The organism is Aeromicrobium halocynthiae (assembly GCF_039531385.1).
In the GTDB taxonomy this organism is placed as follows: domain Bacteria; phylum Actinomycetota; class Actinomycetes; order Propionibacteriales; family Nocardioidaceae; genus Aeromicrobium; species Aeromicrobium halocynthiae.
This window is the reverse complement of record NZ_BAAAPY010000007.1, coordinates 41,361-62,858: the sequence shown is the minus strand read 5'-3', so window position 1 is coordinate 62,858 and position 21,498 is coordinate 41,361. Positions and strand designations below refer to the sequence as shown.

Genomic DNA, 21,498 nt, shown 5'->3' with positions numbered 1-21,498 from the left:
CGTCCATGCCATGACGTCGGCACGGTATCTGCACTGGGGGTGACAATTGCTTGTGACCCAGATCATGCACTACGGTCCGTCGCAACCCATTCATCGGCGGAGAGGACCATCGTGCTGTCGGTCAAGAACGTGGAGGTCGTCTACAACGACGTCATCCTCGTGCTGCGGGGCGTCAGCCTGCAGGTTCCCAAGGGCTCCATCGTGGCCCTCCTCGGCGCCAACGGCGCCGGCAAGACGACGCTCCTGCGCGCCGTCTCGGGACTGCTGGACGTCCACGACGGCGCCATCACCAAGGGCCAGGTCACTCTCGACGACAAGCCCCTGCACACGCTCGACGCGCCCAAGATCGTCGCCGCCGGCCTCGGCCAGGTACTCGAGGGTCGTCGCGTCTTCGGCGAGTTCACCGTCGAGGAGAACCTGCGCGTCGGCGGCCACACGCGCTCCGGCGGACTCGGGGAGGCGATCGAGGAGGTCTACGACCTCTTCCCCGTCCTCGCCGAACGTCGCAAGAAGACCGCCGGCTACCTCTCCGGCGGCGAGCAGCAGATGCTCGCCATGGGCCGGGCCCTCGTCGCCAAGCCCGACTACCTGCTCCTCGACGAGCCCAGCCTCGGCCTCGCGCCGCGCATCGTCCAGCAGATCAAGGACATCATCGTCGAGATCAACCAGCGCGGGACCACCGTCCTGCTCGTCGAGCAGAACGCCACCATGGCCCTGTCCATCGCCACGCACGGCTACGTCATGGAGCACGGCAAGATCGTCATGGACAAGCCCGCCGCCGAGCTCCTCGACGACGACGACATCCGCGACTTCTACCTCGGCCGCGGCGAGCTCGCCACGTCCTACCGCGACGTCAAGCACTACAAGCGACGCAAGCGGTGGCTGTCGTGATCGGGCGCGGAGCGGCCGAGCTCGGACACATGAACTCTTCGCCCCACGGACGTGACCGGGTCCACCGGCACGCGGGCGTGAGATGTCGTCCCTGCACCACCCACCCCACCCCGTCTCCAACCTCAGGAGGAGCACGATGAGCGAGACCGTCGTGACGCTCGAGGGCGTCGAGCTCGGCTTCGCCGGGGTCAAGGCCCTGCAGGGCGTCGACTTCGAGGTCCAGGCCGGTGAGCTGTTCGCCGTCATCGGCCCCAACGGCGCCGGCAAGACGTCCATCTTCAACGTCCTCTCCGGCGTCTACCGCCCCCAGAAGGGGCGCGTGACGTTCAACGGCCAGGACATCGTCGGCATGCGCCCGCACAAGATCGCCGGACTCGGCATGGCGCGCACCTTCCAGAACATCGAGCTGTTCGAGAACCTCGACGTCGTCGACAACCTCATGCTGGGACGCCACGGACACCTCGGCTACGGGTGGCCGTCGGCGATCGCCCGCCTCGGACGCGCCTCCAAGGCCGAGATCCGCAACCGGCGCCGCGTCGAGGAGATCATCGACTTCCTCGAGATCGAGGCCTACCGGATGCTGCCCGTCGGCATGCTTCCCTACGGCATCCAGAAGCGCATCGAGCTCGGCCGCGCCCTCGCCATGGACCCCGAGCTGCTGCTGCTCGACGAACCCGTCGCCGGCATGAACGGCGAGGAGACCGAGGACATGGCCCGGTTCATCCTCGACGTCCGCAGCGAGCTCGGCATCGCCATGATCCTCGTCGAGCACGACATGGGCCTGGTCATGGACCTCGCCGACCGCGTCATGGCGATGGACTTCGGCAAGCCCCTGACCACCGGCCTGCCCGCCGAGGTGCAGGACCACCCCGAGGTCATCCGCGCCTACCTCGGCGTCGGTGACGAGGAGATTTCCGCATGAACGACCGCCCCATCGCGGCCGGCAGCCTGCCGCTGCGCATCCGCGAACGCGCCCGCACCACCCCCACCACCGTCGCCATGCGCGAGAAGAACCTCGGCCTGTGGGAGGAGGTCACCTGGGCCGACTACTGGGACGCCTCCCTCGTCGTCGCCCACGGTCTGCTCGCCCTCGGCATCGAGGTCGGCGACCGCGTCGCCGTCCACAGCGAGAACCGCCGCGAGTGGCTCTTCTGCGACATCGGCATCACCGCCGTCCGCGCCGCGACCGTCGGGCTCTACCCCACGAACCCGGCCCCCGAGGTGCTGCACGTCCTCAAGGACTCCGGCTCCAGCCTGCTGATCGCCGAGGACCAGGAGCAGGTCGACAAGGCCCTCGAGATCATCGACGACCTCCCCGACCTGACCCGCGTCGTCTACATCGACCCCCGCGGCATCACCGGACGCTACGACGACCCCCGCCTCATGTCGTGGGACGACTTCACCGACCTCGGGCGCCGCCACCGCGAGCAGAACCCCGACGCCGTCACCGAGCGGCTCGAGTCCGTCCAGCCCGACGACCTCGCCACGCTCGTCTACACCTCCGGCACCACCGGACCGCCCAAGGGCGCGATGCTCTCGATGGGCAACATCGAGTACGTCGTCGACTTCCTGCAGAACAACGAGGCGTTCGCCTCGCCCAAGCCCAGCGACGACGACCTCGCCGTCAGCTACCTGCCGCTGTGCCACGTCGCCGAACGGCTCTTCACCGTCTGGTTCAACGCCGCCAGCGGCGTGCAGGTGAACTTCGCCGAGTCCATCGACACCGTCCAGCAGGCGCTGCGCGAGATCCAGCCGACGATGCTGTTCGGCGTCCCCCGCATCTGGGAGAAGATCGTCGCCGGCGTCCACATCCGCATGAGCGGCGCGTCCCGCCTCAAGCGGGCCAACTTCGGGCTCTGGATGAAGGTCGCCGCCTGGATCGGCAAGACCCTGGTGGCCAACCAGGGCAACCACACCCTCGGCACCCGCGTCGCCTACGGCATCGGGTGGGTCTTCCTGTACCGCGCGCTGCGCGAGCGGATGGGACTCTCGCGGGTGCGCTACGCCGCGTCGGGCGCCGCGCCCATCGCGCCGGAGGTGCTGGAGTTCTTCATGGGACTGGGCCTGCGGATGCACGAGGTCTACGGCATGACCGAGAACAGCGCCATCGCCACCGCCAACATGAGCGGACGGGTGCGCGTCGGCACCGTCGGGGAGCCGCAGCCCGGCATCGAGCTGCGCATCGACGAGGAGACCGGCGAGATCCTCACCCGCCACCCCGGCACCTTCGCCGGCTACTGGCGCAACCCCGAGGCCACCGCCTCGACCATCGACGCCGACGGCTGGCTGCACACCGGCGACGTCGGCGAGTGGGTCGACGGCACGCACGTGCGCATCACCGACCGGCTCAAGGACATCATCATCACCGCCGGCGGCAAGAACATCTCCCCCAGCGAGATCGAGAACAGCCTCAAGGCCTCCCCGTACATCAAGGAGGCGCTCGTCATCGGCGACCGGCGCAAGTTCCTCACCGCCCTCATCGGCATCGAGCTCGACACCGTCGGCAACTGGGCCCAGAAGCGCAAGCTTGCCTTCACGACCTACCGCGACCTCGCCGAGAAGCCCGAGGTGCGCGAGCTCGTGCAGAAGGTCGTCGAAGAGACGAACACCAAGTTCGCCGCCGTCGAGACGATCAAGAACTTCGCCCTGCTGCCCAAGGAGCTCGACCACGACGAAGGCGAGCTGACCGCGACCCAGAAGGTCCGCCGCTCGGCCGTCACCGCCCAGTTCGAGGACGTCATCGAGCAGATGTACGCCCCCACCGCCGCCCAGGGATCGGGAACCCGCTGATGACCGACTTCGTCCAAGCCCTCGTCAACGGCTTCGGCCAGGGCTCCATCTACGCCCTGCTCGCCCTCGGCTACGTGATGATCTACAAGGCCACCAAGGTGATCAGCTTCGCCCAGCCGGCGTTGATGACCGTCGGTGGACTGTTCACCTACCACTTCACGCGCGAGTTCGGCCTGCCGTTCTGGATCGGCCTCGCCTTCGCGATCGTCGCCGGTGCCGTCGTCGGCATGCTCGTCGAGAGGGTCGCGCTGCGGCCCATGATCGGCAAGCCGGTCTTCACCCTCGCGATCATCACCATCGGTGTCGACATCGTGCTGCGCGTCCTCGCCAACCGCTACATCGGCTCCCAGTCGCGCATCGTCGCCTACCCCAACGGCGGCGACCGCTACTCCGCGTTCGGGGTCTCCATCTCCCAGCAGCGCCTCGGGCTGATCGCCGTCACCGTGGTCACCGTCGTCGCGCTGACGCTGTTCTTCCGCTACTCGCGGGCCGGCCTGGCCATGCGGGCCACCGCCATCGACCAAGAGACGGCCCTCGCCCAGGGCATCCGCGTGGGCGCGATCTTCGCCCTCGCCTGGGCCATCGCCGGCGGGCTCGCCGCCATCGCCGGGACGTTCGTCGCCTCCGGCGCGGCCGGCATGGACCAGAACACCTGGACCATCGCCCTCAAGGCGCTGCCCGCCATCATCATCGGCGGCCTCGACAGCATCCCCGGCGCCGTCGTCGGCGGTCTGCTCGTCGGCATCACCGAGTCGATCTTCGCGGTCTACCAGCCGTCGTACGCGCCGTGGCTCGGCACGAACTTCTCCCTCGTCGTCCCCTACGCGCTGATGTTCCTGGTGCTGCTGGTCAGACCGTACGGAATCTTCGGGACACGGGAGGTGGAGCGCGTATGAGCACCACCGGACCCCGCCCCCTCCCCACCGCTCACGAGGACGTGACCGCATGACCGCGACCCTGCGCCGCCGGCCCCTCGCCCGCACCGCCTACTCCCAGGACATGGCGCTGCTCAACACCAACGCCAAGAAGATCGCCGTCGGCACGCTGGTCCTCGCCGCCGCGATGGTCCCCTTCGCCGCCGCCGACGACATCCTGCTCGTGCTCACGCTCGGCATGATCGCGGCCGTCGGCGCCATCGGGCTCAACCTCGTCACCGGCTACGCCGGGCAGGTCTCCCTCGGGCACGCGTTCTTCATCGGCGTCGGCGCCTACACCGGAGCGATCCTCGGCGGCAACCCCGACGGCCCCGTCGTCGGATACGGGCTGCCGATGTGGATCTGGCTGCCCGCCGCGGGCGTCGTCGCCGCGATCGCCGGCCTGATCGTCGGGCCCGTCGCGGTACGCCTGCGCGGTCTCTACCTGGCCATCGTCACCCTCGGCCTGGTCTTCCTCGGCGACCACGTCTTCCGCAACGCCCGCGACTGGACCGGCGGCTCCGGCGTCGGCCGCCGAGGCCCCGCGCTGGAGCTGTTCGGCATCGACTTCGCGACCAGCGGCGTCTGGCTCGGCGTCGAGCTCAGCCGCAACCAGAAGCAGTTCTTCCTCGCCCTGGTCTTCCTCATCATCTTCGCGATCATCGGACGCAACATCGCCCGCTCCGGCGTCGGCCGGGCCTTCTCCGCCATCCGCGACCGCGACGTCGCCGCCGCCGTCATCGGCGTCGACCTGACGAAGTACAAGGTCATGGCGTTCGCGATGAGCTCCTTCTTCGCCGGCGTCACCGGGGCGCTCTACTACGCCGTCATCGGCGTCTTCGAGCCGGCGGCGTTCGGGTTGCTGCTCAGCGTCCAGTACCTCGCCATGATCCTCATCGGCGGCGTCGCCACCATCTCCGGCGCCATCATGGGCGCGTTGTTCATCACCGCGCTGCCCAACATCGCGGCCGAGATCGCGCACGTCCTGCCCGGCATCAGCGAGTCCGCCCAGGGCGGCGGGCTGCTGACGGTCTTCCAGCTCGAGGGCGTGCTCTACGGCGCCCTCATCATCGGCTTCCTCATCTTCGAGCCGCGCGGCCTGTTCGGCATCTGGATGCGGATACGCAACTACTGGAAGGGGTGGCCGTTCTCCTATTGACCCCGCTGCCCCGGACGTCCCTTCGTCCATCCCCCCATGGCACGACCCCGTGCCTGGACCCGAGAGGAACATCATGACCATCAACCGACACGTGCTGCGAGCCGGCGTGGGTGCCGCCGTCGTGGCCCTCGTGCTGACCGGCTGCCGCGGCGGCGACGGTGGCGGCGACGGAGCCGCTGCCGGCATCAGCGACGACCCCTGCCCCAACGCCGTCAACGAGGACAACGGCTGCATCTACCTGGGCGCGATCTCCGACCTCACGCGCGGTCCGTTCGCGCCGCTCGCCGTCCCGATCACCGACGCGCAGAAGGCCTTCTGGCAGCGCGTCAACGAGAACGGCGGCGTCGGCGGCTACGACATCGACATCGAGGACAACGTCGCCGACGCCGAGTACAACCCCGAGCTGCACAACCGCCGCTACCAGGAGATGCGCAACGACATCCTGGCCCTCGGCCAGACGCTCGGGTCGTCGCAGACCCTCGCGATCCTCGAGGACATGAAGGCCGACGACGTCATCGGCGTCCCGGCGTCGTGGAACTCGGCGTGGGAGTTCGAGGACCAGATCCTCGAGGCCGGCGCCAACTACTGCTTCGAGGCCATGAACGGCGTCGACTGGGCCGTGGAGAACCGCGGCGTCGGCGACAAGGTCGTCGCCGTCGGCTACGACAACGACTACGGCGGAGACGCCGCGGCCGGCGTCGAGGCCGCTGCCGAGGCCAACGGCCTGGAGTATGTCGAGATCAAGGCGCCCCCGGGCCAGGACCAGCAGGCCGAGACGGTCGCGTCGATCCTGCGCGAGGAGCCCGACCTCGTCGTCGTCTCCACCGGTCCGGCCGAGATGGCCGCGATCGTCGGCGGCACCGCCGCGCAGGGCTTCGAGGGCCAGTTCGTCGGCTCCAGCCCGACCTGGAACCCGGCGCTGCTGCAGTCCGCTGCGGCACCGGCGCTCGAGGCGCTGTACGCGCAGGCCGGACCGTGGGGTCCGTTCGGCACCGACACGCCCGGCCACGAGGCCATGCGTGAGGCCATCGGCGACGTCACGCCGTCCGACGGCTACACCGCCGGCTGGGTGTGGAGCTACGGCCTGCTGGCCGCGCTCGAGCAGGCTGCCGAGAGCGGCGAGATCACTCGCGAGTCGCTCGTCGAGGCCGCCGGGAACCTGGAGGAGGTCGACTACGAGGGCATGCTGCCCCCGGAGGCCGGCCAGACCACCGGTGACCCGAACGAGGCCGCCTACCGTGCCAGCGTCATCAGCACGGTCGACCAGGACGCCCCCAGCGGCGTCTCCATCGAGCAGGACCTGACCGTGGGCCCGACGGCCGAGGCGTACGACTTCTCGGCGCCCTGCTTCAGCCTGCAGTGAGATGAGCGAGTGGACCCTCGGGTCCACGACGAGGGGCCCGGTGAGCATCGCTCGCCGGGCCCCTTCGTCGTCGCGCCGCGAACGCCCGATTCCCAGGGTCTCCTGGGAATCCGTCTCTCTCCAGGTTTCCCGGCCTCGACCATGGGTTGCTTCCGACGGTGGCAGGAACGATCAGTGGGCGGCTCGGCGGCGGGGCAGGAGGTGCAGGGCGGCGACGACGACCGCACCGACGGCCAGGCCGAGCAGGGCGGAGACGGCCGTGTTGGTGAGCCAGGTCCACAGGCCCTCGGCGACGCCGATCGCGCCCGCGACGGCCTCCTCGAGATGATGGACGGCGTCGTAGATCCACGGCACCCCGAGCTCGTCCATCCCGACGAGCAGGATGTGCCCGCCGACCCACAGCATCGCCGCGACGCCCACGACGGTCAGCAGCCACAGGACCTTCGGCATCGCCCGCACCAGGAAGCGCCCGACCTTCTGCGCCACCGTCGACGAGCGCTCCGCCAGGGCGAGCCCGACGTCGTCGGTCTTCACGATCAGCGCGACCACCCCGTACACGAGCACCGTGATCCCGAGGGCCACGACGGCCAGGATGACGGCGCGCGACCAGAAGGTCTCGGCGGCCACCTCGTTGAGGGAGATGACCATGATCTCCGCCGACAGGATGAAGTCGGTGCGCACGGCACCGCTGACGACCTGGTCCTCGCGCTCGGAACCCATCGCCGACATCGGGACCTCCTGCTTCTCGTGCCCGGCGACCTTCTCCCAGATCTTCTCCGCGCCCTCGAAGCACAGATAGGCGCCGCCGAGCATCAGCAGCGGCGTCAGCACCCACGGCAGGAACTGGCTGAGCAGCAGCAGGGCCGGGAGGATGAAGAGCAGCTTGTTGCGCAACGAGCCCTTCGCGATGCGCGCCACGACGGACAGCTCCCGCTCCGGCGCCAGACCCTGGACGTAGCGCGGCGTGACGGCGGCGTCGTCGACGATGACTCCGGCCGCCTTGGCGCTCGCCCGGCCGGCCGCCGCACCCACGTCGTCGGCCGAGGCCGCCGCGAGACGCGTCAGCGCCGCGATGTCGTCCAGCAGTGCCACCAGTCCACCGGCCATCGGGGTCCTCCTCTACGGGCGGACCGCTGTGGTCCGTCCACCAGATTCCCATGAATTCATGGGAATCGTCAGCCCAGCACGGAATACCCCCACTAGGGTCGGGTCGCAACACCCGACAAGCGCCACGAAGCCGTGCCAAGTCAGGCACGTCGCCCCGATTCCCATGAATTCTTGGGAATCATCGAGGCGGTGGTCAGGACCGGGCGGCCCACCACGTCCGCAGGAGGTCCGCGGCGGCGTCCTCGCCCAGGGGACCGTGCTCCATGCGCTGGTCCAGCAAGAAGCGGTACGCCTCGCCGACCTCGCGGCCCGGACCGATGCCGAGAACTTCCATGATCCGGTTCCCGTCGAGGTCGGGACGGATCGAGGCGAGCTCCTCGGCCTCGGACAGCTCGGCGATGCGTCGTTCGAGGTCGTCGTAGGTGCGCTGCAGGCGCGCGGCCTTGCGCTTGTTGCGCGTCGTGCAGTCGGCACGGGTGAGGATGTGCAGACGCTCCAGCTGGTCGCCCGCGTCGCGGACGTAGCGCCGGACCGCGGAGTCGGTCCACTGGCCCGTGCCGTAGCCGTGGAAGCGCAGGTGCAGCTCCACGAGCAGGCACACCGCGTCCGTGACGTCGTTGCTGAACCGCAGCGCGCGCATCCGCTTGCGGGTCATCTTGGCGCCGACGACGTCGTGGTGGTGGAAGGTGACGGTCCCGTCGTCCTCGAAGCGACGCGTCCGCGGCTTGCCCACGTCGTGCATGAGCGCGGCGAACCGCACCACGAAGTCCGCCGGTGCGGGCTGGTCGTCACCGGCGAGCCGGTGCTCGAGGTCGATGGACTGCTCGAGCACCGTCAGGGAGTGCTCGTAGACGTCCTTGTGCCGGTGGTGCTCGTCGCGCTCGAGCCGGAGGGCAGGCAGCTCGGGCAGCACCCGCTCGGCCAGACCGGTCTCCACGAGCAGGCGCAGCCCCGCCACCGGGTGGGCACCGCAGACCAGCTTGACGAGCTCCTCGCGCACCCGCTCGGCGGAGACGATCTCGAGCCGGTCGGCCATCGCGGTCATGGCGGCCACGACGTCGTCGGAGGGGGTGAACCCCAGCTGCGCGACGAACCGCGCGGCGCGCATCATCCGCAACGGGTCGTCGTCGAAGGACTGCTCCGCGCCGACCGGTGTGCGCAGCCGCCCGACCGCGAGGTCGGGGATGCCGCCGAAGGCGTCCACGAACTCCCCACCGGGCAGGCGCACCGCGAGCGCGTTCACCGTGAAGTCGCGACGCGAGAGGTCCGCCTCGAGCGTGTCGCCGAAGGCGACCGTCGGCTTGCGGGAGTCCTGGTCGTAGGCGTCGGTGCGGTAGGTCGTGATCTCGACGGTGTCGTCGCCCTTGCGCAGGCCGATCGTGCCGAACTCACGTCCCACGTCCCACACGGCGTCGGCCCACCCGGACACCAACGACTCCACCTGCTCCGGCCTGGCCGACGTCGCCAGGTCGAGGTCGGAGACGGCGCGACCGAGCAGCGCGTCGCGGACCGGACCGCCGACGAGCGCCAGCTCGTGCCCGGCGGCCTCGAAGCGCTCGCCCAGCTCGCGCAGCACCTCGTGGCGCGTGAGCAGGGCGCTCACGTCGAGGACGGTGGCTTCGGGACCGGACACGGGCACGGAGTCTACGCGGGGCCCGAGGCGGCCCCTCTACGATGTGCGAGTGACGTCACCGCGCAGAGGGCTGGGCGCCGCCCTGCTCGCGGCAGCGGCGCTCCTCGTGGCGCTGGCCGTCGCCGGTCCGGCGCAGGCCGCCACCGAGGCGCAGGAGCCCCGACTCCACGTCACGATCTCCGGACTGTCCCCTGCGGTGCTCACCGACGGCGACACCGTCACCCTCTCCGGCACCGTCACGAACCGCGGCGAGCAGGAGTGGACGAGCGTGCAGGCCTACCTCGTCGCCCCGCGGACCCCGTTCACCACCCGCCAGCAGATCACCGCGGCGGTCGAGAGCGGCACCTCCTACACCGGCGAGCGCCGCGTCGACCTCGAGTCCATCGACGAGCTCGGCACCCTCGCCCCCGGCGCCACGCTCGCGTTCCGCGTCCGCGTGCCGTTCGACGTCCTCGACATCACCGGCGCCGAGGGGGTCTACCCGGTAGGCGTCCAGCTGCTCGGCACGGCCGAGGACGGCTCGCGCTCGGGCACGGCGATCGGGCGCGCCACGACCTTCCTGCCGTCGGTGGACGCGGGCACCACCACCCCCACCGGGCTCGTGGTGCCGTTCGTCATGCCCGACCGTCGCACCACCTCCGGCTACGTGGCGCCGCTCGACCTCGTCGAGCGGGTCTCCGACGGCGGTCAGCTGCGCCGTCTCCTCGACCTGGCACGGTCGGTGCCCGAGGCCGGTCTCACCGTCGTCGTCGACCCCGCCCTGCTCGTGGCGCTCGACGACCTCGCGAACGGCCGACGGCTCCCCGAGGACGTCACCCTGACCGACCCCCAGCGCGCCGCGGCCGCCCAGGCACGTGACGACCTCGTCGAGCTCGGGCGCAGCGTCACGTGCTGGGTCCTCGGCTACGCCCGCCCCGACGTGCTGGCCTTCGCCGGCGCCGACGACGGCGAGATCGTCTCCGGCGCCGTCGACCGGGCCACCATCACGGCTCTCGACCGGTTCGGCCTGAGCGGGCGGACGGTCACCTGGCCGACGGCCGGCGGCGTCACGGAGTCCCTCCTGGCCGCCGTCCGCGGCGACGGGGAGCGTCCCGTCATGGTCCAGCGGTCGGCGCTGCCGGACTGGGAGCCGCGACTCGGCTCGGTGCTGCTCACCGACACCACCGCCGGTCCGGTCCCGCTGCTCGTCGCGTCCGGTCTCGACGAGGGACTGCCAGGAGCGCGCACCGTCACGACCGTGCGCCAGCGGCTGCTCGCCGAGTCCGCCCTGAGCTCCCTCGAGCGCTCCGCGAGCGCCACGTCGCGCGCCGACGCCGTCGCCGTCATCGACCCGACGTGGGACCCCGGCCCGACGACGGCCACGGCCGACCTCGCCGCCGCCTTCGACCCGGACTTCGTGCGGCCGGTCGACCTCGAGACCCTGATGACGAGTCCGCGCTCGGGCTACCGCGGCGACGTCGCCGGGCAGACCCGCGCCACCCCCGTCGACCCGGCACAGGTCCGCAGCGTCGCCCAGGCCCTGGAGGCGACGTCGTCGCTGGCCGCGCTCCTGGTCGACGACACCCGCCTGCTCCAGACCCGGTCCGCGAGGGCCGCCGAGCTGGTCAGCGTCACGTGGCGCGACCACGCCGACCAGGGCGTCGCGACAGCCCGCGCGTTCGCCCGGTCCGCCCGCTCGGACCTCACCTCGATCTCGGTCGAGGGCCCGCCGGCGGTCACCCTCTCCAGCACCGAGGGCAGCTTCCCGATCACCGTCACCAACGGCACCGACGACGCCATCGAGGTCGGGTTGCGACTGAGCTCCACCAATCCCCGGCTCAGCCTGCCCGACGTCGATCCCGTGACGGTCGAGGCCGGCGAGCGGCGCACCCTGACCGTCAACGTCGACGTCGGCGAGCAGAGCTCGTCGACCTTCAGCGCCGTCCTGCTGGCCGGCGACGGCGCCACCTTCGGCGAGCCGGCGGTCTTCAACGTCCGCTCCAGTCGCGTCGGTGCAGCCGTGTGGGTCGCCATGGGCGCGGCCACCGTGTTCGTCGTGCTGGCGCTGCTGCGCCGCTTCACCACGGGCCGACGCCAGGTCCGCGGCGCCGATCTCGACGCACCGGACCGGAGGCCCACCTGATGTCCGACGTCGCCCGGGCGAGCATGTGGATGGCCCTCGGCACGATCGTCTCGCGCCTGACGGGCCTGGTCCGGCTCGTGCTGCTGGCCGCGACGATCGGCATCGCGCTGAACGCCGACCTCTTCAACATCGCCAACACGATCCCGAACGCCGTCTACATCCTCGTCGCCGGCGGCCTGTTCAACGTCGTGCTCGTGCCACAGCTGGTCCGCGCGATGAAGCGCGACGCCGACGGGGGCGACGCCTACGCCCACCGCATCATCACGCTCGGTCTCGTCGCCCTGCTCACCGCGACCGTGGTGCTGATCGCGCTCATCCCGCTGCTGTCCCGCCTCGTCTTCAGCAGCAGGCTGTTCGAGCCGGAGCTGTCGGACCAGCTCCAGTCGGGCATGCTGCTCATGGCCCTGTGCATGCCGCAGGTCTTCTTCTACGGGGCGTTCGTGCTCATCGGGCAGGTCCTGAACGCCCGCCGCTACTTCGGTCCGATGATGTGGGCGCCGGTGGTCAACAACGCCGTCGCGTGCGCGCTGCTGGGCGTCTACATCGTCGTCTTCGGCACGTCCAACGGCGAGGACGGCTTCACCACGTCCGAGGCGCTGCTGCTCGGACTCGGGTCCACCGCCGGCATCGTCGCCCAGACGCTGACGCTGCTGCCGTTCCTGCGCCGCTCGGGGTTCCGGATCCGGCTGCGCTTCGACTTCCGCGGCACGGGCCTCGGTCACACGCTGCGTCTCGGCGCCTGGACGCTGGGCTTCATCGTCGCCAACCAGGTCTCCTTCATCGTCATCCAGCGCCTCGGCAACGCCGGCACGGCCCGCGCGGCGCTCGAGGGCGTCACCGGCGCCGGCACGGCCGTCTACGAGATCGGCTTCCTCGTCTCGCAGATGCCCCACGGCGTCATCACCGTCTCCCTCGCGACGGCCGTCATCCCGACGCTGTCGGCCCTGGCCGCCGATCGCGAGCACCGACGCATGGGGCGCGAGCTGGGACGGACGCTGCGGATCACCCTGGCGATCATCGCGCCCATCGCCCTCGCCGTCGCGGTGCTCGGCGGTCCGGCCGCGGGCGTGCTCGGCTTCGTCCCGACCCTGCGCGGGGACACCGAGGTCGTCGGCTGGACGATCGCGGCCTTCGCCCCCGCCATGGTGGCCTTCTGCGTGCACTTCGTGGTGCTGCGCGGGTTCTACGCCGCGGAGAACACCCGTACCCCGTTCTTCATCCAGGTCGCCGTCGCGGCGACGAACATCGCGGCCGCCGTGCTGCTGACGTCGCTGGTCGAGCCGGGGCGGGTGGCCCAGATGCTGGCCCTCGCCTACGGGATCGCCTACCTGGTGGGTGCGGTCGTCGCGCTCGTGGTCTTCTCGCGCTCCGTCGCGCCGGTCGTCGACGCCGAGACGCTGCGCTTCTTCGTGCGGCTCGCCCTGGCACTGCTGGTCACCGCCGTGCTCATGCTGGCCGCCCGCTGGGGCCTGTCGACGGCGGGAGTCCGTGCCGACACCCCGGTCGGGTCCCTGCTGGTGCTCGCCGGCGCCGGAGCCGTCGGAGCGGCCACGTTCGTCGGCGCCGCCACGGCCGTGCGGCTCGAGGAGGTCCGCCACGTGCTGACCACCGTCCTGCGCCGTCGATGACGGGCCACGCGTGCCACCTCCGGCCTCCTACGATGGGGGCAGGCGAGGAGAGGCGGACATGACGGAGCGACGGACGCTGGTCTCGGGCGACGTGCTCGACGGCCGGTACGTGCTGCAGGACCTCGTCACCGACCGCCTCGGGGCGACCACCTGGCGGGCCCACGACACCCTGCTGAAGCGCAACGTCGGCCTCGAGATGCTCCCCAGCGACGACGCCCGCGCCGCGGACTTCCTGGAGGCGGCACGTCGCTCCACCGTCGTCTCGGACCCGCGGTTCCTGCGCGTGCTCGACCTCGTCACCGGCGAGCTGGGCCACGACGTCGTGGTGCGCGAGTGGGCCCGTGCGATGCCGCTCGACCAGGTCCTCGCCCAGTCCCCCATGCCGAGTCGCCGTTCGGCGCAGGTCGTGGCCGACGTCGCCGAGGCACTGGCGCACGCCCACGCGAAGGGCATGTACCACCGGCGTCTCACGCCGCACCAGGTCCTGCTGAAGGAGTCCGGCGCGGTCCGCATCGTCGGACTCGGGGTCGCGACCGCCCTCGCCCCGGTCGGCCAGGGCGACACCGGTGAGGGACTGCTCGACAACGAGCGCCGCGACGTGCAGGCGGTCGGCAAGCTGCTCTACGCCTGCGTGACGGCACGCTGGCCCGGGGGTCACGTCGACCAGCTCCGGTCGGCACCGACCCGGCACGGCCGGCTCCTGCGGCCCCGTCAGGTGCGTGCCGGCGTGGCACCGACGATCGACACGCTCTGCGGCCGGATCCTCGCCGAGTCCAGCGGGTCGGCCGAGACCCGCCTCACGGCGGCCGACGTCGCGATGTCCCTGCGTCGCGTCGCCGCCTCCAGCACCGACGCGGCCGTCGACGAGCCGACCGAGATCTCCTCGCCCGACCTGATCCGGGTCGACCCGGTCGTCGAGCCCGCCGGTCCACCACCGGGGCTCGAGCCGCCGCGGCGTCGGCCCAAGGCGTTCGAGCCGGCGCCGCCCACCACGCTCGAGCGTGGTCGCGCCCGGGCGCGGCGCGCGACCCGTGGCGACCGCGGTCTGGTGCTGCTCGGGGTCGTCGGTGCCCTGGCGCTGGCGGTGTTCATCGCGGTCCTGGCCCTCGGTGGCCTGAGCGGCACGCTGGAGGAGGGACCTCGCGGTGCTGGCGACGCCGTCAGTGGTGAGGTCACGACCCTGCCCATCGAGCAGGTCCTCGACTTCGATCCCCAGGGGGCCGACGGCGAGGAGAATCCCGACCAGGTCGGCAACGTCGTCGACGGCGATCCGGCGACGGGGTGGCGGACGTCGACGTACTTCAACCAGGCCCGGCTCGGCGGTCTGAAGGACGGCGTCGGGCTCGTGGTCGACCTCGGCTCGCCGCGGGAGGTCACGTCGATGCGGATCGCCCTGGCCGGGGAGGGCACGGACCTGACGGTCTTCGCCTCGACCGCGGCCTCGGACCTGCCGAACTCCACCGAGGGGCTGCGTCGCATCACCTCCATCGAGGACGCCGGGGCCGACGTCACGGTGACGTTCCCCGACGACGTCATCGCGCGTCAGGTGGTCGTGTGGCTGCAGCGGCTGCCGCAGGTCGGCACGAACGAGTACCGCGGCGAGATCCGCGAGATCTCGGTGCGCGGCGTCCGCTGACGGCGCGCTCGAGGTGGGGGAATGCCACGCCCCTACACTTCGTTGTGCCAGGTGACACCACGCGAGAGGCAGGTCATGAGCGACGTTCGCAACCTCATCATCATCGGGTCGGGCCCGTCGGGCTACACCGCCGCGGTCTACGCCGCGCGGGCGAACCTGGAGCCGCTGGTCTTCGAGGGCTCGGTGACCGCGGGCGGTGCGCTGATGACGACCACCGACGTGGAGAACTTCCCCGGCTTCCCCGACGGCATCATGGGTCCGGAGCTGATGGACAAGTTCCGCGCCCAGGCCGAGCGGTTCGGTGCCGAGCTGATCTCCGACGACGTGACCGCGGTGGACCTCGCCGGGGACGTCAAGACGGTGTCCCTGGCCGACGGCACCACCTACCGTGCTCGGGCGGTCGTCCTCGCGATGGGCTCGGGCTACCGCAAGCTCGGCCTCGAGGGCGAGGACCGGCTCTCCGGTCACGGTGTCTCCTGGTGCGCGACGTGCGACGGGTTCTTCTTCCGCGAGCAGAACATCGTCGTCGTCGGTGGCGGTGACTCCGCCCTGGAGGAGGCGCTGTTCCTGACCCGGTTCGCGGCCAAGGTCACCCTGGTCCACCGCCGCGACGCGCTGCGCGGGTCCAAGATCATGCAGGACCGCGCCTTCGCCAACGACAAGCTCGACATCGCCTGGAACAGCGAGGTCGCCGAGATCATCGGTGAGCACCAGCTCGAGGCGCTCACGCTGCGCGACACCGTGACCGGCGAAACCCGCCGCATGGACGCGACCGGACTGTTCATCGCGATCGGTCACGACCCCCGCTCGGAGCTGCTGACCGGGCAGGTCGACCTCGACGACGACGGCTACGTCCTGACCCAGGCCGGGACCACCGCCACCAACCTGCCCGGCGTGTTCGCCGCCGGCGACCTCGTCGACCACCGCTACCGCCAGGCCATCACCGCCGCCGGCACCGGCTGCTCGGCCGCCCTCGACGCCGAGCGCTACCTCGCCGACCTCGACGCCGCAGGACGTCCCGAACCAGGCGTCGCCATGGCCCAGTGGGCCGACTGACCACCACACGGACCCCCACACCACCAGCACGACCGAGGAGAACCATGCCCGAGATCACCGCCGTCACCGATGCCGACTTCCAGGAGAAGGTGCTGCAGGCCGACGGGCCCGTGCTCGTCGACTTCTGGGCCAGCTGGTGCGGCCCGTGCCGCCAGCTCGCTCCCATCCTCGAGGAGATCGCCGCGGAGAAGGGCGAGGCGCTGACCGTCGTGAAGATGGACGCCGACGCCAACCCCGTCACGCCCGCGCAGTACCGCGTGACCGGTCTGCCGACCATCAACCTCTACTACAAGGGCGAGGTCGTGAAGTCGATCGTCGGCGTCCGGCCCAAGTCCGCGATCCTGAACGAGCTCAGCGAGTACGCCTGAGTCGTCGTCACCACGAGAAGAACCCCGCCGGTCACGACCGGCGGGGTTCTTGTCTATTAGTCGACAAATCCCTTTAGCGATTTGACGACTTGTAGCTTTGCCTACTGGGCTTGGGGACCCGGGTCCATGAGAGCGACGATGCGCTCGAGGTCGTCGATCGTCGCGAACTCCACCGAGATCTTGCCCTTGGACTTGCCGAGGTCGACCTTGACGCGCGTGTCGAACCGGTCGGAGAGCCGCGCGGCGAGGTCGGCGAGGCGCGGTGCCGTGACGCTGCGACCCGACGTGCGCGTGCTGCTGCGCGGCTCGTCCTCCCCCGCGCCGAACTTGACGATCTCCTCCAGTGCCCGCACCGAGATGCCCTCGGCCACCACGCGCGCGGCCAGGCGGTCCTGCACCTCGGCGTTGCCCACGCCGAGCAGCGCTCGAGCATGGCCCGCCGACAGCACACCGGCCGCGACGCGACGCTGCACCGCCGGCGGGAGCTTCATGAGGCGCAAGGTGTTGGTGACCTGGGGGCGCGAGCGTCCGATCCGGTCGGCGAGCTCCTCCTGCGTGCACCCGAAGTCCTCGAGCAGCTGCTGGTAGGCCGCCGCCTCCTCCAGCGGGTTCAGCTGCGAGCGGTGCAGGTTCTCCAGGAGGGCGTCGCGCAGGAGGTCGTCGTCGCTGGTCTCGCGGACGATCGCGCCGATGGTCTCCAGTCCGGCCTTCTGCGTCGCCCGCCACCGCCGCTCGCCCATGATGAGCTCGTAGGCAGCCTGACCGCCCGTGTCGTCGACCTTGCGCACGACGATCGGCTGGAGCAGCCCGACCTCCTTGATGGAGTGGACGAGCTCGTCCATGTCCTGCTCGTCGAACACGCTGCGGGGCTGGCGCGGGTTCGGCGTGATCGAGCCGACGGGCAGCTCGGCGAAGGACGCGCCCTCGACCTCCTGCAGACCCGCCTCGGCAGCCTCCACCGGGCTCGAGGGGATGAGGGACTCCAGGCCCCGGCCGAGACCTCGTCGTGACGCCATCAGGACTCCTTCACTGGGGCGGCCGCCTCGCTGATCTCGCGCGCGGCCTCGAGGTAGGACAGGGCACCCGAGGAGCTCGGGTCGTAGGTCAGGACGCTCTGCTGGTAGCTCGGCGCCTCGGAGATGCGCACCGACCGCGGAATCGCCGTGGCGAGCACCTTGTCCCCGAAGTGACGACGGACCTCCTCGGCCACACCGGCCGACAGACGCGTCCGCCCGTCGAACATCGTCAACAGGATCGTCGTGATGTCCAGCCGGGGGTTCAGGTGCGCCCGCACGAGCTCGATGTTGCGGACCAGCTGCCCGAGACCCTCGAGCGCGTAGTACTCGCACTGGATGGGGATGAGCACCTCGCGGGCCGCCACCAGGGCATTGATCGTCAGCAGGCCGAGGGAGGGTGGGCAGTCGATCAGCACGTAGTCGATGCGATCGCCGGCGCGCTCACGCTCCTCCAGGTGCGCCTGCAGGGCCCGGTCCAGCCGCGTCTCTCTCGCGACGAGCGAGACGAGCTCGATCTCCGCTCCGGCCAGGTCGATGGAGGCGGGCAGGACGGTCAACGCCGGGAAGTCCGGGCAGGGCGAGACCAGACGGTCCAGGGCGGTGCCCTCCACGAGGGCCTCGTACGTCCCCGGCGTCCCTTCGCTGTGCTCGATGTCGAGCGCCGTGGAGGCGTTGCCCTGCGGGTCGAGATCGATCACGAGCACCCGCAGTCCCTTGGCCGCCAGTGCGGCCGCGACGTTCACGGTCGTCGTCGTCTTGCCGACGCCGCCCTTCTGGTTGGCGACGACGAAGATGCGCGTCGACGTCGGTCGGGACAGCTCGGCCGTGGCCTCGACACGTCGAGCGAGCTCGACGTGGTCACGCGCCTCGGCGGCGAGCGGCGTGGTGTCGTCGTCGAGCCCACCGCTACCGGTGTAGCTGTGGGCCGAGGGCGGCTGCGTGGTCATGATGGCTCCATCGTTCCATGTCGAGCGCCCACGACGTCCGACGGTCCCGACGCGGCGTGCGATGTTTCCCGTGAAACATCCGACCCCGTCCGCGCGCAAGATCCGCGCGTCACGTGGTGACCTCGACGACTGTCGTCGGGATCTCCAGGTCGCCGTAGGTCGCCACGCGCACGTCGGTGGCGCCGAGTCGACCCAGCACGCGCCGTGCCGAGGCCACCTCCTCCTCCGCGGTCCGTCCCTTCAAGGCCAGCAGGGCGCCACCGGGACGCACGAGCGGCAGACACCACCTGGCCAGCTTCTCCAGCGGGGCCACGGCTCGCGCCGTCACGACGTCGAAGGTCTGCTCGACCTCCTCGGCGCGCGCACGCACCACCTGCACGTTCGACAGGCCGAGCGCGGCCACGACGTCGTCGAGGAACCGAGTGCGTCGCAACAGGGGTTCGATCAGGGTGACCTGCAGGTCCGGACGACCGATGGCCCACACCAGCCCCGGCAGACCAGCGCCGGACCCGACGTCGGCGACCGACGCGTTCGCAGGAACCCGCGGCAGCACGACGCCGCAGTTCGTCAGGTGTCGGTCCCACAGGCGTGGCACCTCGCGCGGGCCGATCAGGCCGTGGTCGACTCCCGGCCCGGCCAACAGGTCGGCGTACCGCTCCATGAGCGGAAGCCGGGCGCCGAAGGTCGCCGCTGCGGAGTCCGGCGGTGTTTCACGTGAAACCACGATCAGTGCGCCGGCAGGACCACCACGTGCCGCGTGGTGTCCGCTCCGTCGGACTCGCTGCGCAGTCCGTGCTCGGCGACAGCGTCGTGGACGACCTTGCGCTCGAACGGCGACATCGGCTCCAGAGCGACCGACGGTGCACCGTCCTGGACCTGTGCGACGGCGTCCCGGGCGATCTTCACCAGCTGCTCGCGGCGCTGCGCGCGGTGGCCGCCGACGTCGAGCATCAGCCGACTGCGCTCGCCGGTCGTGCGCAGGACAGCCAGACGGGTCAGCTCCTGGAGGGCCTCCAAGACCTCCCCCTCGAGGCCGACGAGGTGGGCGAGGTCGCCACCGACGATCGAGACCGCGGCGCGGTCGCCCTCGACGTCCATGTCGATGTCGCCGTCGAGATCGGCGATGTCGAGCAGCTCCTCCAGGAAGTCCGCCGCCGCGTCTCCCTCGACCTCGAGCCGGCGGGCATCGGTCATCGCTTCGTCACTCATCGCTTCTTGGGGCCCTTCTTCTTGCTTGCGTTGGGATTCGGGCGACGCTCACCGGTCGGCTTCTTCGCCGGACGGTCCTGGCCGGCGCGCTCCTGCGCGGCGAGCTTGCGTCGCTGCTCGCGGGTGAGCTTCTTCTGCTGGTTGCGCTGCACCGTCGGGCGCGCCTCGGGCTCGGGGGTCTTCTCCTCGACGAGCTTGCCCTTCTTGCGGTCGCGCTCCTGCTTGGCGGCGAAGGCGGGCGTCCCCGGCACCGGGTTGTTGCGAATCACGTAGAACTGCTGACCCATCGTCCAGAAGTTCGTCGTCGTCCAGTAGATGAGCACGCCGAGCGGGAAGAAGACACCACCGACGGCGAAGGCGAAGGGCAGGACGTACAGCAGGATCTTCTGCTGCTGGGCGAACGGTCCCTCGAGCGCCTCCTTGGGCATGTTCTTGGCCATCAGCTGACGCTGGGTGATGAACTGCGTGACACACATGACGACCACGAGGACCATCGTCAGGATCCGCGTCGGGAGGGCGTCGCCGCCGGTCTGACCGGCGTTGAGGAACGTGTCGGCGATGCGAGCACCGCCCAGCACCGCCTCCTGGAGCAGCTCGGCCTGCTCGCCGCTGAGGAAGCCTCTCGCACCCTCGGCGCCGTTCACCGAGGCCTGCTGCAGCACGCGGTAGAGGGCGAAGAACACCGGCATCTGCAGGATGAGAGGCAGGCAGGAGGCGAACGGGTTCGTGCCCGTCTCCTTCCACAGCTTCATCTGCTCCTGCGTCATGCGCTCGCGGTCGTGACCGTACTTCTTCTGCAGCTCGCGGATCTGCGGCTGCAGGATCTGCATGTTGCGCTGGCTCTTGATCTGCTTGACGAACAGCGGGATGAGCAAGGTGCGGATCGTGATCGTCAGGAAGACGATCGCCAGCGCCCACGACCAGCCCGAGGCGGCGTCGAGGCCGAGCAGGATGAACAGCTCGTGCCAGAGGATGAGGATGCCCGAGACCGCGTAGTACAGCGGCGTCATGATCAGCGATCCGATGGAGCCGAAGAAGTCAAGCATGAATCTCCTGGGGGAGGTCGGTCTCGGAGGTGTCGGTCACCGAGTCAGAACGGGAACGGCGGCGCCGCGGCGGCACGGGGTCGAGCCCGCCGGCGGCCCAGGGATGGCATCGGCCCAACCGTCGCACAGCCAGCCACGAGCCGCGCACGGAGCCGTGCACCTGCACCGCCTCCAGGGCGTAGGCCGAGCAGGACGGGTGGTACCGGCAGACCTGCCCGTACATCGGGCTGATGGCGAAGCGGTACACGCGCAGCAGCGCGATCAGGACGTGCTTCACCGCGGGGCCCCGGCGAGCGAGCGGGCGATCGCGACGTCGAGCTGCTCGCCGAGGTGCTGCGAGGTGGCGTCGGCCGCCTGCGGAAGAGCTCGCACCACGACGTCGGTGCCGGGCGGCAGGTCGGCGAGCCGCGCGCGCATGAGATGGCGCAGGCGGCGCTTGACGCGGTTGCGCACCACGGCCGAGCCGACGGCCTTGGACACGACGAGACCGACCCGGGTCTGCGAGTCGGTCCCTGCGCGAACGTGCGCGACGAGCAGCGGCTGGGCCACCTTGCGGCCCCGGCGGACGGTCGCCGCGAAGTCACGCCCGTCGCTCATGCGGTGGGCGCGCCCG

At 70.7% G+C, this 21,498-nt stretch carries 20 protein-coding genes; 11 read left to right on the top strand and 9 right to left on the bottom strand.

The genetic code is table 11. The features are described from left to right. The first annotated feature begins 111 nt into the window (after positions 1-111). The 6 genes from ABD213_RS10635 (at position 112) to ABD213_RS10610 (ending at position 7,117) form a co-directional block, all read left to right on the top strand. Positions 112-891, top strand: a complete 780-nt coding sequence (locus tag ABD213_RS10635; protein WP_344327958.1) for an ABC transporter ATP-binding protein — start codon at positions 112-114, stop codon at positions 889-891. A gap of 136 nt (positions 892-1,027) precedes the next feature. Then, positions 1,028-1,813, top strand: coding sequence for an ABC transporter ATP-binding protein (locus ABD213_RS10630; RefSeq protein ID WP_344327955.1), 786 nt, complete (start codon positions 1,028-1,030; stop codon positions 1,811-1,813). Then, positions 1,810-3,681: an AMP-dependent synthetase/ligase gene (locus ABD213_RS10625; RefSeq protein WP_344327952.1), complete on the top strand. Its 1,872-nt coding sequence runs from the start codon at positions 1,810-1,812 to the stop codon at positions 3,679-3,681. Before ABD213_RS10630 ends, ABD213_RS10625 begins: the two co-directional genes overlap by 4 nt. Next, on the top strand, positions 3,681-4,577 hold the full coding sequence (locus ABD213_RS10620) for a branched-chain amino acid ABC transporter permease (RefSeq protein ID WP_344327948.1): 897 nt from the start codon (positions 3,681-3,683) through the stop codon (positions 4,575-4,577). The genes ABD213_RS10625 and ABD213_RS10620 overlap by 1 nt, the downstream gene beginning before the upstream one ends. A 49-nt stretch (positions 4,578-4,626) precedes the next feature. Beyond that, positions 4,627-5,754: a branched-chain amino acid ABC transporter permease gene (locus tag ABD213_RS10615; RefSeq protein ID WP_344327943.1), complete on the top strand. Its 1,128-nt coding sequence runs from the start codon at positions 4,627-4,629 to the stop codon at positions 5,752-5,754. 73 nt (positions 5,755-5,827) lie between these two features. Beyond that, entirely contained in the window at positions 5,828-7,117 is a 1,290-nt protein-coding gene (locus tag ABD213_RS10610) for an ABC transporter substrate-binding protein (RefSeq protein WP_344327941.1), read from the top strand. Positions 7,118-7,288: 171 nt separating this feature from the next. Here the strand turns inward: ABD213_RS10610 and ABD213_RS10605 are convergent, their stop codons facing one another. Next, on the bottom strand, positions 7,289-8,224 hold the full coding sequence (locus ABD213_RS10605; RefSeq protein ID WP_344327938.1) for a DUF808 domain-containing protein: 936 nt from the start codon (positions 8,222-8,224) through the stop codon (positions 7,289-7,291). A gap of 193 nt (positions 8,225-8,417) precedes the next feature. Then, the gene (locus tag ABD213_RS10600; protein WP_344327935.1) at positions 8,418-9,857 is read right to left on the bottom strand and encodes a CCA tRNA nucleotidyltransferase; all 1,440 of its coding nucleotides are present in this window, start codon (positions 9,855-9,857) and stop codon (positions 8,418-8,420) included. A gap of 49 nt (positions 9,858-9,906) precedes the next feature. Here ABD213_RS10600 and ABD213_RS10595 point away from each other — a divergent pair, with 49 nt between their 5' ends. The 5 genes from ABD213_RS10595 (at position 9,907) to trxA (ending at position 16,667) form a co-directional block, all read left to right on the top strand. Beyond that, positions 9,907-11,979, top strand: coding sequence for a DUF6049 family protein (locus ABD213_RS10595; RefSeq protein WP_344327933.1), 2,073 nt, complete (start codon positions 9,907-9,909; stop codon positions 11,977-11,979). Next, on the top strand, positions 11,979-13,607 hold the full coding sequence (murJ, locus tag ABD213_RS10590; protein ID WP_344327931.1) for a murein biosynthesis integral membrane protein MurJ: 1,629 nt from the start codon (positions 11,979-11,981) through the stop codon (positions 13,605-13,607). Before ABD213_RS10595 ends, murJ begins: the two co-directional genes overlap by 1 nt. Before the next feature lie 58 nt (positions 13,608-13,665). Next, complete coding sequence (locus ABD213_RS10585; RefSeq protein ID WP_344327928.1) at positions 13,666-15,243, top strand: protein kinase family protein; 1,578 nt, start codon at positions 13,666-13,668, stop codon at positions 15,241-15,243. 75 nt (positions 15,244-15,318) lie between these two features. Next, positions 15,319-16,299 carry a thioredoxin-disulfide reductase gene (gene trxB / locus ABD213_RS10580; RefSeq protein WP_344327923.1) on the top strand — a complete coding sequence of 327 codons (981 nt, stop codon included), beginning with the start codon at positions 15,319-15,321 and terminating at the stop codon, positions 16,297-16,299. A gap of 44 nt (positions 16,300-16,343) precedes the next feature. Next, a complete protein-coding gene (gene trxA / locus ABD213_RS10575; protein ID WP_344327918.1) occupies positions 16,344-16,667 on the top strand; it encodes a thioredoxin in 324 nt (107 codons plus the stop codon). Positions 16,668-16,768: 101 nt separating this feature from the next. Here the strand turns inward: trxA and ABD213_RS10570 are convergent, their stop codons facing one another. The 7 genes from ABD213_RS10570 to rnpA all read right to left on the bottom strand — a co-directional run bounded on the left by ABD213_RS10570 (position 16,769) and on the right by rnpA (position 21,482). Continuing rightward, a complete protein-coding gene (locus ABD213_RS10570; RefSeq protein WP_344327915.1) occupies positions 16,769-17,683 on the bottom strand; it encodes a ParB/RepB/Spo0J family partition protein in 915 nt (304 codons plus the stop codon). Continuing rightward, positions 17,683-18,630: a ParA family protein gene (locus ABD213_RS10565; RefSeq protein ID WP_344327910.1), complete on the bottom strand. Its 948-nt coding sequence runs from the start codon at positions 18,628-18,630 to the stop codon at positions 17,683-17,685. Before ABD213_RS10565 ends, ABD213_RS10570 begins: the two co-directional genes overlap by 1 nt. 109 nt (positions 18,631-18,739) lie before the next feature. Further along, positions 18,740-19,354 carry a 16S rRNA (guanine(527)-N(7))-methyltransferase RsmG gene (gene rsmG / locus ABD213_RS10560; RefSeq protein ID WP_344327906.1) on the bottom strand — a complete coding sequence of 205 codons (615 nt, stop codon included), beginning with the start codon at positions 19,352-19,354 and terminating at the stop codon, positions 18,740-18,742. A 2-nt stretch (positions 19,355-19,356) separates the two neighbouring features. Further along, a complete protein-coding gene (locus ABD213_RS10555) occupies positions 19,357-19,839 on the bottom strand; it encodes a Jag family protein (protein WP_344327901.1) in 483 nt (160 codons plus the stop codon). After that, positions 19,836-20,885: a membrane protein insertase YidC gene (gene yidC, locus ABD213_RS10550; protein ID WP_344327897.1), complete on the bottom strand. Its 1,050-nt coding sequence runs from the start codon at positions 20,883-20,885 to the stop codon at positions 19,836-19,838. Before yidC ends, ABD213_RS10555 begins: the two co-directional genes overlap by 4 nt. Further along, positions 20,878-21,162 (bottom strand): membrane protein insertion efficiency factor YidD, encoded by a 285-nt coding sequence (gene yidD, locus ABD213_RS10545; protein WP_344327893.1) that lies wholly within the window; start codon positions 21,160-21,162, stop codon positions 20,878-20,880. Before yidD ends, yidC begins: the two co-directional genes overlap by 8 nt. Next, entirely contained in the window at positions 21,159-21,482 is a 324-nt protein-coding gene (rnpA, locus tag ABD213_RS10540) for a ribonuclease P protein component (RefSeq protein ID WP_425546053.1), read from the bottom strand. Before rnpA ends, yidD begins: the two co-directional genes overlap by 4 nt. Positions 21,483-21,498 lie beyond the last annotated feature (16 nt).